This is a genomic window from Methylocystis parvus (assembly GCF_049675845.1).
Taxonomy (GTDB): Bacteria; Pseudomonadota; Alphaproteobacteria; order Rhizobiales; family Beijerinckiaceae; genus Methylocystis; species Methylocystis parvus_A.
This window is the reverse complement of the sequence record NZ_CP187161.1, coordinates 3526978-3539714: the sequence shown is the minus strand read 5'-3', so window position 1 is coordinate 3539714 and position 12737 is coordinate 3526978. Positions and strand designations below refer to the sequence as shown.

Genomic DNA, 12737 nt, shown 5'->3' with positions numbered 1-12737 from the left:
GACACGCGCCCAACGATCCGCTACAAGGGACGCGATTTTCAAACATAAGGAGCTTGGCCCATGAAGCGCAGCCTTTCGTCCTTCTTCGCCCTTGCGGCCTTCGCGGCGGCCGACGCCGGCGGCGCGCAGGCTTTCGAGCTGAAGAGCCCCGACATCGCCGAGGGCAAGACCATCGACATGAAGCATGTCTATGATTCATTCGGCTGCACGGGCGGCAATCTCTCGCCGGAGCTGAGCTGGAGCGAGCCGCCGGCCGGCACGAAGAGCTTCGCCGTGCTGGCCCACGACCCGGACGCGCCGACGGGCGGCGCGGGCTTCTGGCATTGGCTCGTGGTCGATATCCCGCCGGACGTGCGCTCCCTCAAACAAGACGCCGGCGCCGCCTCGGGCAAGAACTTGCCCGCCGGCGCGCATCAGCTCGAAAACGATTTCGGCGACAAATCCTATGGCGGCCCCTGCCCGCCGCCCGGCAAGCCGCATCGCTATGTCTTCACCGTTTACGCGCTGAAGGTCGACAAGCTCGGCGACGCCGCCCATGGCCGCACCGCCATCGCCGGCTTCACCATCAACGCCAATGCGCTCGCCAAGGCGTCGATCACGGGGCTGTTCGGGCGGAAATGAGTTGACGCCCGCGACCGTCATCGCGAGCGGCGCGAAGCAATCCAGAGCCGCGCTGGCGGTCTCCGGATTGCTTCGTCGCATTCGCTCCTCGCAGTGACGGCGAGTGGCAATGTCGTTCACTGTCGCCCTTTTTGCCCTCGCCATCGAAGCCGTCGCCGGCTATCCGGACTGGCTCTTCGCCCGCATCGGCCATCCGGTCACCTGGATCGGCGCGCTGATCGCGGCGCTGGACAAGCGCCTCAATCTCGAACGGGATTCCTTCGCGATGAGGCGCGCCAAGGGGGGCGCGGCCCTGATCGCGCTCGCCGTGATCGCGCTCGTCGCGGGGATGCTCATCGAAGCCCTCGCCAGCGCCCTCCCCTATGGCTGGGCGATCCTCGGGCTTCTCTCTTCATCGCTCATCGCGCAGAAAAGCCTGAACGACCATGTCGCCGCCGTGGCGCGGGCGCTCTCCCTTTCGCTCGACGACGGCCGGCGCGAAGTGGGAAAGATCGTCGGTCGCGACGTGACGCTGCTGGATGGGCCGGGCGTCGCCCGCGCGGCGATCGAGAGTCTCGCCGAAAATTTTTCGGATGGTGTCGTCGCGCCGGCGCTTTTCCTGGCAGTCTTCGGCCTGCCAGGCGCGCTGCTCTATAAGGCGGTCAACACGGCCGACAGCATGATCGGCCACAAATCCGAGCGGCATCTCGCATTCGGCTGGGCGGCCGCGCGCTGCGACGACCTTCTCAACCTCGTCCCTGCCCGCGTGACGGCGGGCCTGATCGTCGCCGCCGCCTGGGCGATCGGCGCCCCGGCGCGAGAGGCTTATGAAACCGCGCGAAGAGACGCCGGCAAGCACGCTTCCCCCAACGCCGGTTGGCCCGAGGCGGCGATGGCCGGCGCGCTGGGCCTCGCGCTGGGCGGGCCGCGCGCCTATCACGGGATGGAAGTGGAGGGCGCGACGCTGGGAACAGGGCGGCGGGACGCGACGCAGGCGGATATTGCGAGCGCACTGAAAATTTACAGATGCGCGGCCGCCGGGCTTTGGCTTATTGTGCTGGCCGCTGCGCTTTTTAGCGTTAGATAGCTTGTTTTCCAGGCGGGTTCCGGGGCGCCATCCGCGTCGCCAGAAAAGCGTTACCCTTGGACGGGGTAGAGCTTGCCCTTTCATTTTTCTAGAAATCTAATATTTTAGGAGGGAATTGTGCAGCGCAACATGGCGGCAGCGTAGGGGTGGCGGGAGAAGCGTGAATATGGATCGTATGTCGTACCACGTATACGAAATGCTGCATTTGGCCTTCGCCCCCGCGCGCGCGGCCACGGACGCCTTGCTGCACACGATCAAGAGCCCGCTCAACCCGCTCTATCACACCTCGCTCGGCCGCAGCATCGCCGCGTCCGCCGAACTCTTCGAGCGCATGACGCGCCGCTACGGCAAGCCCGCCTTCGGCCTCAACACGACGACCGTGGACGGCGTCGAGGTCGAAGTCCTCGAAGAGCATGTCTGGATGAAGCCCTTCTGCGGGCTGCTGCATTTCAAGCGGATGTTCGAGGGCGAGGCGCCGAGGCAGTCGAAGCTTCTCATCGTCGCCCCCATGTCCGGCCATTACGCCACGCTGCTGCGCGGAACCGTCGAGGCGTTTCTGCCGAGCCACGACGTCTACATCACCGACTGGGTGGACGCCCGCACCGTGCCGGTGATCGAAGGCTCCTTCGATCTCGACGACTACATCGATTATCTCGAAGAGATGATGCGCCATCTCGCGCAGGACGGCCTCCCCGTCCATACGCTCGGCGTTTGCCAGGCCTCGGTGCCGCTGATCTGCGCCATCGCGGCGATGGACGCGGCCGACGATCCCGACGTTCCGGACTCCATGATCCTCATGGGCGGCCCGATCGACACGCGCGTCAATCCGACGGCTGTGAACAAGCTCGCCGAGAAGCGCGGGATCGAGTGGTTCCGCCGCCACTGCATCCATACCGTGCCCTTCCCGCACGCCGGCATGGGGCGCGACGTCTATCCCGGCTTCCTGCAGCTTTCGGGCTTCATGGCCATGAACATCGAGCGCCATGTGACGGCGCATATGGAGATGTTCAACCATCTGATCGAAGGCGACGGCGATTCGGCCGAAAAGCATCGCGATTTCTACGACGAATATCTCGCGGTGATGGATCTGACCGCCGAGTTCTACCTGCAGACGGTCGAGCGCGTCTTCATCAAGCACGAAGTGCCGCTCGGCCTTCTGCGCCATCGCGGCGAATTGATCGACCTGAAGAAGATCCGCCGCACGGCGCTGCTGACGGTCGAAGGCGAAAAGGACGACATTTCCGGCGTCGGCCAGACGCTTGCCGCGCAGGAACTCTGCGCGGGCATTCCCGATGCGCGCAAGGCGCATCACCTGCAGGAAGGCGTCGGCCATTACGGCGTCTTCAACGGCTCGCGCTTCCGCAGGGACATCGCGCCGCGCATCGTGTCGTTCACGCACGAGGTGGAGCGGCGGAGGCGTAAGGGCGCGCGCGACATCTGTGAAGAGTTCTCGCGCCTCTTCCGCGTCGAGGCGATCGCGCTCCTCAGGATGGGGCCTTCGTGATCCCCGCGGATTCAGAAGCCCCTCATGCTGAGGAGCCTGCAAAGCAGGCGTCTCGAAGCACGAGGGGCGTCAATCACGACTCTCGAGTTCGGCCTGCAGTTCACACCGTCGGCGCCAGCCCCGCCTTCAAATTCTCACGCGCGAGCTTGATCACGAAATTCTTCGTGCTCTCGTTGGCGAGCCAGGCGTCGACGCGCGGATTGGCGAGATGCTCCGCGCCCGTCTTCTCGAAAGTCTTGAAGGACGATTCGAGATATTGCGGGAGCGTCAGGAAGTCGCCCACCGAATGGGCGAGATGGTGGTTCTGCAATTTGAACAGATAGCCGCCCTGCGCGCCGAAGACCTTGGCGACCGCCGGATAGACCGGGAAAATCTCGGCGCGCGCCAGATCGTGAATTTCGTAGTCGTCGAAATTCTCGTTCTCGATGGGGATTTGCGTCGACCTTCTCGAGCATGCGGCGCGCGATGTCGAAGAGCACGAAACTCTTCGGATGCACGATGCTGTACATGAAGACGCCGCGCCGCGACCAGTTCATGAGGTCGGTCGAAAGATCGACGCCATAGAGCCTGGCGTTCTCGATGAAGCCCGTCGCGACCTCGTTCCACATATCGAGATAGCCGAGCGTCTGGAAGACGTTCTCGTTGAAGGCCGCGCGCGTTTCTTCCAGCGAGAGGCCCGCGCGATAGCAAAAAAGCGCGATGGCGGAATGATAGGGGCCGAGCGGGCCGAAGATGAAGCCGTGCAGCGGCTCGGACTTGTCCTGGATGTAGATGAGGTCGGGATGGAAGGCCGCGAAGGTCACTGCCGGCGTCTTCGTCGCCTTCCCTGGAAGGCGGCGCAGCAGCTCTTCCGAGTCGCCCCCGCCGCGCAGATGGCCTTCGAGGAAGTCATGGGTGAAGACGTAGTCGTATGTGTCGAGCGTCTTGACCAGCATGTCCATCGTGGCGACGCGCGAGCGGCCGATCGCCGAAAAGTGGTCGACTGTGGCGCTCGGATCCATCACCTTCATCGCATAAGCGAGACCGAAAGCCTGGCAGTTGCCGAGCACCGCGATCCGTGGGCCGGTGTTGCGCAGGATGCGGCCGGTGAGCCTGGCGAGACGCGGTTCGACCGCATACTGGCGCCAAGACTTCAAAATCTGCTTGTCGATCTGGGAAAACATACGGTCATTCACCGGTTTGGCGGCGGCGCGACATGTCTTCCGGCCTCGGGCTGGTGACAAGCGGCGGCGCCGCGTCTATGGTCCGCACACAAGCGACGGCGCGCAAAGAGCGCTTTAGAAGTCCGTTTGCGACGATCGATTCGAATCGACGAGGAGTTTGCCCTTGGCGGACAACCCCTATAGCTCCCTACCCGACCATCGTTTCTGGCGCAAGGCTGTGACGGGACTGCCCCCTTTCGCCATCGATCCGCTCATCTCGACGCCCTTCAAGATCGCGCGCGAGGACCGGGTGGCGACGGCCGGAAGCTGCTTCGCGCAGGAAATCGCGCACCGTCTTCAGACGAGCGGCTACACCTATTATCTCGCCGAGAAGCCGCCGGAGGGCATGTCCGCCGCCGAGGCGCTGCGCCGCAACTACTCCATGTATTCCTGCCGCTACGGCAATATGTACACCACGGCGCAGTTTCGTCAGCTCGTCGAGCGCGCCTATGGCAAGTATAAGCCGTCGCTCGACTACTGGAACAGGCCCGAAGACGGTCGTTTCGTCGATCCTTTCCGCCCGCGCATCGAGCCCGAGGGCTATGAGACGGTCGAGGAGATGCGCGCGGATCGCGAGAAGCATCTCGCCGCCGTGCGCCACATGATCGAGACGATGGACGTGTTCGTCTTCACCTTCGGCCACGGAGACCTGGCGTCATAAGAAGCCGGACGGCGCGATCCTGCAGCTCGCGCCCGGCGTCGCCGGCGGCGACGTGGGACGACAACGTCTACGAATTCTACAACATGACCGTGAGCGAGGTCGTGCGCGACTTCCTGGCCGCCGTGGACCAGATCCGCGAGATCAATCCGAAGGTCCGCATCGTGCTGAGCGTGTCGCCGGTCGGCATCATCGCGACTTATGAGGACCGCCACGTCGTCGTGTCCAACACCGCCGTGAAGTCGATCCTGCGCGCCGCCGCCGACGAAGTCACGCGCGCGAGGCCGAACATCGCTTACTTCCCGTCATACGACCTCGTGAACGTCTCGCCGAATGCTGGGCGCTTCTATCGCGACGATACGCGGCGCATCAACCCGCACGGCATCGACCGTACGATGAAGATGTTCTTCGACCACTTCACCGACAAGGCGCGAGAGGAAGAGGCGATCAAGGCGCTGAAAGTGGACGTCGCCGCCGAGGCGGAAACGAGCGCGCGCATCGTCTGCGACGAGGAAGCGATCGAATCCGCGTAAGTCCCCGCCCCGTTTACGGGGTTGGGGCGAGGGGCGCAGAGCGCGTGACGACATCATGTCGCGTTCCCCCGCAAGCAACCCCTCGGCACGATGTGATGTCTTTGCCTGCGCCCTGACTCTCTCCCCATCTGGGAGAGCGGAAGAGTTTCACTCATAGGAAATAGAAATGATCATCGGCTCGCTTGCTCTCGCCGCCGCCGGCGCTTTCACCGGCGCCTCTCTTTACGTGAATTATGTCGAGCAGCCGGCGCGGCTCGCCCTGGGCGACGACGCGCTCATCAAGGAGTGGGAGCCCTCGGACCATCGCGGATTCATCGTGCTTGCCGGATTGGCGGCGATTGCCGCTTTATTCGGCTTCATCGCCTATCGCGAGCTCGGGGACATTCGCTGGCTCTTTGGCGCGCTCGTCATGCTCGCGACATGGCCCTACACCTATCTGGCGATCGTGCCGCTCAATAATCGCATCCTCGGCCTTATCGGCGCCGACGCCGCGCATGAGGCGCGCCAGGTGATCGATTTGTGGGGCAAGCTGGAAATCGGTCTGACGGGGATCGGCGTTCTGGCCATTGCGATCTTCGTCTGGGCGGCGGGCTAGGCCACGCTACTTCCAAAGCAGGATCGCCTGCCGCAGCGCGGCGCCATTCTTGAAGAGCGGCATTCATGATTTATGATCTCGTGGTGATTGGCAGCGGACCGGGCGGCTATGTCTGTGCGATCCGCGCCGCGCAACTAGGCTTGAAGACCGCCATTGTCGAGAAGGACGCGACCTATGGCGGCACCTGCCTGAATGTGGGCTGCATTCCCTCCAAGGCGCTGCTGCACGCTTCTCACATGTTCGACGAGGCCGGCCACGGCCTCGCGCCGCTCGGCGTGATCGTCGATGCGCCGAAGCTCGATCTTGCGGCGATGATGAAGCACAAGGCCGACACGGTCGGCGCCAACGTCAACGGCGTCGCCTTCCTCTTCAAGAAGAACAAGGTCGACGGTTTTCGAGGCGTCGGGCGGCTCGCCGGCCCCGGCAAGGTGGAAGTGGCCGGCGCCGACGGGGCCGTGCAGTCCATCGAGACGAAGAACATCGTCATCGCCACCGGCTCCGCGGTCGCGCCCTTGCGCGATTCGTCCGGCGCCGAAATCCCGATCGACGAGAAGACCGTCGTCTCCTCGACCGGCGCGCTGGCTTTGGAGAAAGTCCCGCAGAAGCTCGTCGTGATCGGCGCGGGCGTCATCGGCCTGGAGCTCGGCTCGGTCTGGCGGCGCCTGGGCGCAGAGGTGACGGCGATCGAATATCTCGACCGCGTCCTGCCCGGCTTCGACCTCGAAATCGCGACGCGCTTCCAGAAGGTCCTCGAAAAACAGGGCTTCGCCTTCAAGCTCTCTTCGAAGGTCACGGGCGTCGCCCGCGAGGGCGGCGGCGTCGTCGTCTCCTATTCCTCCGTCGACGGCGCGACCTCCGACAAGATCGCGGCCGACGTCGTGCTCATCGCGACCGGGCGCATTCCCTACACGAAGGGGCTGGGGCTCGAAGAGGCGGGCGTCGCGCTGGAGCGCGGGCGGGTGATCATCGACGACCATTTCGCGACCAACGTCCCGGGCGTTTACGCGATTGGAGACGTGGTGCGGGGACCGATGCTCGCCCACAAGGCGGAAGACGAAGGCGTCGCCGTCGCCGAAATCCTCGCCGGACAGGCGGGCCATGTGAACTACAACGTCATTCCCGGCGTCGTTTACACCTCGCCGGAAGTCGCTTCCGTCGGGATCACCGAGGACGAAGCGAAGGCGAAGGGCCTCGACGTCGCCATCGGCAAGTTCCCCTTCACCGCCAATGGCCGCGCGCGCTCCATGCGCGAGACGGAAGGCTTCGTGAAGTTCATCGCCGACGCCAAGACCGACCGCGTGCTCGGCGTGCATATTCTCGGCGCGGGCGCGGGCGAACTCATCGCGGAGGCCGCCGTGCTGATGGAATTCTCGGGCTCTTCCGAGGATCTCGCGCGCACCTGCCACGCCCATCCGACCATGTCGGAAGCCATGAAGGAGGCGGCGCTCGCCGTCGCCAAGCGGGCGATCCACATCTGAGCCCTCGCCCTCGCGGCGGCCAGGGCCTTGGTTTGCGGGGTGGAGCGCTTACATCCTTCCGAGGCTCTCTCGCGCCAAGGAACGCTCGAATGGAACAGGGAACCGCGCTGATCGACCGCGTTAAGGCTCGCCTCGCCCGCGCCTTCTGGTTCACGCTCGCGCTCATCTTCCTGATCGAGAGCTGGCTGTGGGACAATGTGAAGGAATGGCTGCGCGCGTTGGAAAAGGCGCTCGGCCTCGAGCGGCTGGAAGCCTGGCTCGAAGGCCTCGTGTCGCGGCTCTCGCCTCAGATGACCCTCGCCCTTTTCGCCGTGCCCATGATCGGCGTCCTGCCGCTGAAGGTGGCCGCGCTCGCAATTCTGGCGCATGGGCATTTCCTGACCGGCGTCGTCTTCATCTTCGCGGTGAAGGCGCTCACGCTCGGCGTCGAGGCTTTCCTCTTCGACATCTGCCGTGACAAGCTTCTGGAAATGCAGTGGTTCGGGCGCTTCTATTCGCTCGTCCTCGACGTGCGCGCCTGGGCGTCCATGCTGGTGAAGCCCTATAAGGCCCGCCTCGCCGAACTCGGCCGCGCATTGCGCGCCTATGCGGAAGGCGTCATCGGCAAGGACGGCGGAGACTTTTCGCGCCGCATTGCGCGGCTGCGTGAACTTGCCCGCCCAAGGCGCGAGACCTGATAGGCCTCACTCGCAGATGGCGTAGCCGAAGCAGAAATCCTGTTCCGCCTCGGCGGCGGATTTGAAATAGGACGACGCGCTGGCGAAACTCGCCGCCAGCAGGAAACCGATCAAGCCGATTAAAGCGGATTTGCTCATCGTTTCCTCCCGCCTTGTCGCGCCTCGAAATAAGCGTGCGCTTTCAATAAAAAGGATCTCCGGACGATTGCTCGCCACGCGGCCAGACCGCCGCTCGCGTGTTTAACGCCGATCGAACGCACGCGTTCCGACGAAACGGCAAAGTTTCCTCAGCGGCAGAGCGAATAGCCGTAGCAGAGATCGCTCGCATCGGGCTGCGCGCCCGCCGCGAGCGACGCGCCGGCGCCCGCCAGCTCCATCGCGAGAATCATCGTCACCGCGAAGAAAACGCCAATGCCCGCCGTCTGTTTCATGTGAGCCTCCCCTCTTGTCTGCGTCGCCCCGTCGGCGACTGTCGCGACATTAGGCGGCGGGGATGCGGGGCGCGGTGCGACGGCGCACACAGGGAAATCAAGGGCGCAAAAACAAAAGCCCCTCTCCCGATGAGGGAGAGGGGCTCGCCAAAATATGCAGCTTGAAAGGCTTAGATGACCACGACCTTGGTGCCGACCTTCACGCGGTTGTAGAGGTCGATCGCGTCGATGTCGCGCATGCGGATGCAGCCCGAGGAGACGCCCTGACCGATCTTCTCCGGCTCATTGGTGCCATGGATGCGATAGAGCGAGTCCTTGCCGTTCTGATAGAGATAAAGGGCGCGCGAACCGAGCGGATTGTCCGGGCCGCCCGGCAGGCCGCCGGCGTCGGCGGTCGGCTGCAGATGCGGCCAGCGCTCCAGCATGTCCTTCGGCGGAATCCAGCGTGGCCATTCCTGCATCGCGCCGACATAGGCGCGGCCGGTCCAGCCCATCGCGTCCTGGCCCGTGGCGACGCCGTAGCGGACGGCCTTGTTGCCCGGCATGACGTAGTAAAGCAGATGCGCCTTGCTATCGACGACGATGGTGCCGACGGGCTCGTCCGTCCGGTAATCGACGAGGTAGCGGTCGAACTCCGCCGAGATCTGCGCCTTGGGCGCGAGCGCCATGAATTCCGCGTCGCGGCCGGAAAGCTTGGGATCCGGCAGGGGCGTTCCGCTGTAGCAGCCCGAAAGAGCGAGGGCCGAAAGCGCCGCAATCAACAAAAGCCTCGAATTCATTTCAAACGCTCCTTTCCGCCGCAGGACCGGGTTCTCAAGGGAAGGCTTACCACGAACTTGCCCGAGACAATCCGCCTCAGCGTCACGCAAGGGCCAATATTCCCTATGTGTTGCCAGGGCGCCACGGAGCCCCGACGCGAGAAATCCCGGCGTTACGCGCGAGGGGCGCTTGACGTCTTCCATTTTTCATAGACATGGGCGAAAAACGGCGGAAATGATACGCAGGCTGCGACAAGCGGCCGACGAAGCGGCGATTCGGTGAAAACCCTCCTTTTCACGCATGCAAGCGGTCTCGATCACGAGATGGGCCCGGGACATCCCGAGCAGCCCGACCGCCTGCGCGCGATCGAACGCGGCCTCGAAGCGGAGCGCTTCCAGTCGCTCATCCGGCTGTCGGCGCCGCGCGCGCCGCTCGATGCGCTGCTACGCGTGCATCCGCAGGGCTATCTGTCGGCGCTCGAACAGGCGCAGCCCCGCGAAGGCTACGCCGCGCTCGACAGCGACACCGTCATGTGCCCCAAGACGATCGAAGCCATCTGGCGCGCGGCGGGCGGCGCCGTTGCGGCGGTGGACGAAGTCATGACCGGCGCCGCCGATACGGCCTTCGTCGCCGCTCGCCCGCCCGGACACCATGCCGGGGCGCGTAACCCGATGGGATTTTGCTTCGTCAACAATGTCGCCGTCGCCGCGCGGCATGCGCAGGCGGTCCACGGCGCGGAGCGCGTCGCCATCCTCGATTTCGACGTGCATCACGGCAACGGGACGCAGGACATTTTCTGGTCGGACGACAGCGTGATGTTCTGCTCCACCCATCAGGCGCCCTTTTATCCCGGCACGGGCGGCTACAATGAGACCGGCGCGCACGACACGATCGTCAATGCGCCGCTCCTCGCAGGCTCGACAGGCGACGCCTTCCAGGAGGCGCTTGTCGACCGCATCCTGCCGCGGCTGCGGGATTTTTCGCCTGACCTCATCCTCGTCTCGGCCGGCTTCGACGCCCATGAACGCGACCCGCTCGGCGGCCTGCGGCTCACCGAGCGGGATTTTGCGGAGGCGACCAAGCGCCTGATGGACGTGGCCGACAAGAAATGCCGCGGCAGGATCGTCTCGCTTCTCGAGGGCGGATACGATCTGGAAGGTCTGAGCCGCAGCGTCTCCGCTCACATTCAGGCGCTGATGGGCGCCTGAACCGGCGGCGCGGCTGTCCGCTCCGCAACCTCCGCGGCGAGATTCGCCTTTTCGGCGCGCGCCAGAATGTCGATCACCTTGGCGCTCTCCGTCGCCTTGGGGGTCTCGGCCGCCGCTTTGACGGTCTCCTGACGGGCCTGTTCTTCGTCGCGCTGCAGCAGCCGCAACTCCTCCTCACGCTGTTGCAGACGCTGGCGCGCGGCCTCCAGGGCGCCGGCCGTCACCTGGCCGCCGGCGCGCTCCTTTTCGAGCTGCTCCGTCAGATCGTGGATCGCCTGCTCGAGCTGCGCCTTCTGCTCGGCGAAGCGGCCGCTCTCGGCGTTGAGGCGTTCGCCCACGAGCGTCGCCTTCTGCTCGGACTTTTCCAGCCGGGACGAGAGATCGCGCATGGCCCGGACCAGCGCCCGCGCGCGCTTGCTCAGCCGGGCGTGAGCCCGGTCGCGCGCCTCCAGCTTCTCCTTCACCTGAGCGGAGTCGGAAGCCAGCGATTCGGCGTGCTCGGAGAGACGCAGGAGCTTCTGCTCCAGCTCCGCCGCCTGACGCTCGCCGAGGCGGCACTGGTCGGATTTCTCCTGCAATTCGCCGCGAATCTCGACAAGAAGGCTGTCGGCCGTCTGGGCGCGGGAGGTCTGCTCCTGAAGCTTCGTCTCCAGTTCCGTGATCTGGCGGCGATCCTCATCCTTCTCGTTGCGCCACGCCGTCTGCGCATTCTGATGGTCCGCATGATTGGCGGCGACCGCTTCCTCGAGCTTGGCGACCTGGCTGCGCTCCGCCGCCAGCGCCAACTCGAGCTCGCGAATCTTACCGGCGAGATCGCCCGAATGGATCTGGCTCTGCGACAGTTCGCCCTGAAGCCTCCCGGCTTCCGCCTGCGATTCCGTGAGCGCCCCCTGCAAGGTCTCCCCGCGCTGACGAAGGAAAACGGCTTCGTCGCGCGACGCCGCGAGGTCGCGCTGCAGTTCCGTGATCATCGCGTCGTTATTGGCGACGACGGCCTGCAGATCCTCGAGTTCGCCGCGCAGATGATAGGACTGGGCGCGCTCGGCCTCATAGGCGTCGTGGAAGGACGCGCCGACATCCTGCGCTTCGCGCAGCTCGGCTTCGAGCTTTTCGATACGGCCTTCATTGAGATGGATGATGACCCGCAGCCTCTCATTCTCGGAGGCGAGCAGGCTGCCCTCGGCGCGGGCCTCCTCGCGGCCCTCGTAAAGAGTGCGGTTCTCTTCCTTGAGGTCGGCGAGCGAGCCCTCGATCATCGCGATCATCATGCCGCGCTCCACGAGCGCGGCGTTCGTCTCCTCGCGAGCGGAGAGGATATGGCCGACCCAGTTGGAGATCTCGACGAAGCTCTCCTTGACCCGCGTCAGCTCCTCGATCTTCTGGACGAGGTCGATGCAGCGGTTCTTGATCTCCTCGTTTTCCGCGCCGATCTGGTCGAGCGTCCATTCGGGGAGCGGCTCCGACCGCAGCATCTCCGCAGGGACGCGTCCAGACCATTGGGGCGGGCGCTCATAGGCGACATTCGAGGTTTCGTGAGCAGCCGCGTGCATAAGATCGGTCATTACAAGCCTTCCCGTTCAGCCGGCGCGTAAAGGCGGACGCGAACCAGCACTCCAGAGATTTTTCTCTCTCGAGCTGAGGATATTCAGGAAAGCGGAGACTGCGGGATTCGGCCTTTCGGCTAGACCGATGCTTTGAACCGCTCCAAAAGGACTAGAAGCTACGTAGAAGTACGTACGACTTTCGGACAATAAAAAAGCCGCGACGCCCAAGGCCCGCGGCTTTCTTATTACGGCAAAGCTATATGCTTTGCAAAAGCGCCTTAGCCCTGGCGGGCCTTGTAGCGCTTCTGGGTCTTGTTGATCACGTAAACGCGGCCCTTGCGACGGACGATCTGGTTGTCGCGGTGGCGCGCACGGAGGGATTTCAGAGAGTTGCGGACTTTCATCGCTCTATCCTCGGCAATACAACACTGGCCGGGATAACGCCCAGCGCCTCGTTGGCC

At 64.5% G+C, this 12737-nt stretch carries 15 protein-coding genes; 9 read left to right on the top strand and 6 right to left on the bottom strand.

The annotated features are described in order from the left end of the window. Positions 1 to 60: 60 nt before the first annotated feature. The 3 genes from ACPFMJ_RS18285 (at position 61) to ACPFMJ_RS18275 (ending at position 3191) form a co-directional block, all read left to right on the top strand. The gene (locus ACPFMJ_RS18285) at positions 61 to 621 is read left to right on the top strand and encodes a YbhB/YbcL family Raf kinase inhibitor-like protein (RefSeq protein WP_424361321.1); all 561 of its coding nucleotides are present in this window, start codon (positions 61 to 63) and stop codon (positions 619 to 621) included. 109 nt (positions 622 to 730) lie between these two features. After that, positions 731 to 1687, top strand: coding sequence for an adenosylcobinamide-phosphate synthase CbiB (cbiB, locus tag ACPFMJ_RS18280; RefSeq protein ID WP_424361320.1), 957 nt, complete (start codon positions 731 to 733; stop codon positions 1685 to 1687). 166 nt (positions 1688 to 1853) lie between these two features. Then, positions 1854 to 3191 carry a polyhydroxyalkanoate depolymerase gene (locus ACPFMJ_RS18275; RefSeq protein WP_424361319.1) on the top strand — a complete coding sequence of 446 codons (1338 nt, stop codon included), beginning with the start codon at positions 1854 to 1856 and terminating at the stop codon, positions 3189 to 3191. Between the two features lie 134 nt (positions 3192 to 3325). Here the strand turns inward: ACPFMJ_RS18275 and ACPFMJ_RS18270 are convergent, their stop codons facing one another. Beyond that, on the bottom strand, positions 3326 to 4354 hold the full coding sequence (locus tag ACPFMJ_RS18270) for a WcbI family polysaccharide biosynthesis putative acetyltransferase (RefSeq protein WP_424361318.1): 1029 nt from the start codon (positions 4352 to 4354) through the stop codon (positions 3326 to 3328). 163 nt (positions 4355 to 4517) lie between these two features. On the opposite strand from ACPFMJ_RS18270, the gene ACPFMJ_RS18265 reads away from it, so the two are divergent. The 5 genes from ACPFMJ_RS18265 to ACPFMJ_RS18245 all read left to right on the top strand — a co-directional run bounded on the left by ACPFMJ_RS18265 (position 4518) and on the right by ACPFMJ_RS18245 (position 8334). Continuing rightward, positions 4518 to 5054 carry a GSCFA domain-containing protein gene (locus ACPFMJ_RS18265; RefSeq protein WP_424361317.1) on the top strand — a complete coding sequence of 179 codons (537 nt, stop codon included), beginning with the start codon at positions 4518 to 4520 and terminating at the stop codon, positions 5052 to 5054. Beyond that, positions 5051 to 5584, top strand: coding sequence for a GSCFA domain-containing protein (locus tag ACPFMJ_RS18260; RefSeq protein ID WP_424363914.1), 534 nt, complete (start codon positions 5051 to 5053; stop codon positions 5582 to 5584). Before ACPFMJ_RS18265 ends, ACPFMJ_RS18260 begins: the two co-directional genes overlap by 4 nt. 166 nt (positions 5585 to 5750) lie before the next feature. Further along, positions 5751 to 6179, top strand: a complete 429-nt coding sequence (locus ACPFMJ_RS18255) for an anthrone oxygenase family protein (RefSeq protein ID WP_424361316.1) — start codon at positions 5751 to 5753, stop codon at positions 6177 to 6179. A gap of 65 nt (positions 6180 to 6244) precedes the next feature. Continuing rightward, a complete protein-coding gene (lpdA, locus tag ACPFMJ_RS18250; protein ID WP_424361315.1) occupies positions 6245 to 7657 on the top strand; it encodes a dihydrolipoyl dehydrogenase in 1413 nt (470 codons plus the stop codon). Between the two features lie 89 nt (positions 7658 to 7746). Next, positions 7747 to 8334, top strand: a complete 588-nt coding sequence (locus ACPFMJ_RS18245; RefSeq protein WP_424361314.1) for a hypothetical protein — start codon at positions 7747 to 7749, stop codon at positions 8332 to 8334. Between the two features lie 6 nt (positions 8335 to 8340). On the opposite strand, the gene ACPFMJ_RS18240 is transcribed toward ACPFMJ_RS18245, so the two are convergent. From ACPFMJ_RS18240 to ACPFMJ_RS18230, 3 genes are all read right to left on the bottom strand, one after another. Next, on the bottom strand, positions 8341 to 8472 hold the full coding sequence (locus ACPFMJ_RS18240) for a hypothetical protein (RefSeq protein WP_424361313.1): 132 nt from the start codon (positions 8470 to 8472) through the stop codon (positions 8341 to 8343). A gap of 149 nt (positions 8473 to 8621) precedes the next feature. Next, on the bottom strand, positions 8622 to 8765 hold the full coding sequence (locus ACPFMJ_RS18235) for a hypothetical protein (RefSeq protein WP_424361312.1): 144 nt from the start codon (positions 8763 to 8765) through the stop codon (positions 8622 to 8624). Positions 8766 to 8935: 170 nt separating this feature from the next. Then, a complete protein-coding gene (locus ACPFMJ_RS18230) occupies positions 8936 to 9544 on the bottom strand; it encodes a L,D-transpeptidase (RefSeq protein ID WP_424361311.1) in 609 nt (202 codons plus the stop codon). 258 nt (positions 9545 to 9802) lie between these two features. Between ACPFMJ_RS18230 and ACPFMJ_RS18225 the strand changes: the two genes are divergently transcribed. Beyond that, positions 9803 to 10732 (top strand): histone deacetylase family protein, encoded by a 930-nt coding sequence (locus ACPFMJ_RS18225; RefSeq protein ID WP_424361310.1) that lies wholly within the window; start codon positions 9803 to 9805, stop codon positions 10730 to 10732. On the opposite strand, the gene ACPFMJ_RS18220 is transcribed toward ACPFMJ_RS18225, so the two are convergent. Beyond that, complete coding sequence (locus ACPFMJ_RS18220) at positions 10711 to 12294, bottom strand: hypothetical protein (RefSeq protein WP_424361309.1); 1584 nt, start codon at positions 12292 to 12294, stop codon at positions 10711 to 10713. The two genes, ACPFMJ_RS18225 and ACPFMJ_RS18220, sit on opposite strands and share 22 nt — an antisense overlap. A 260-nt stretch (positions 12295 to 12554) precedes the next feature. Continuing rightward, the gene (ykgO, locus tag ACPFMJ_RS18215) at positions 12555 to 12680 is read right to left on the bottom strand and encodes a type B 50S ribosomal protein L36 (RefSeq protein ID WP_016919880.1); all 126 of its coding nucleotides are present in this window, start codon (positions 12678 to 12680) and stop codon (positions 12555 to 12557) included. Positions 12681 to 12737 lie beyond the last annotated feature (57 nt).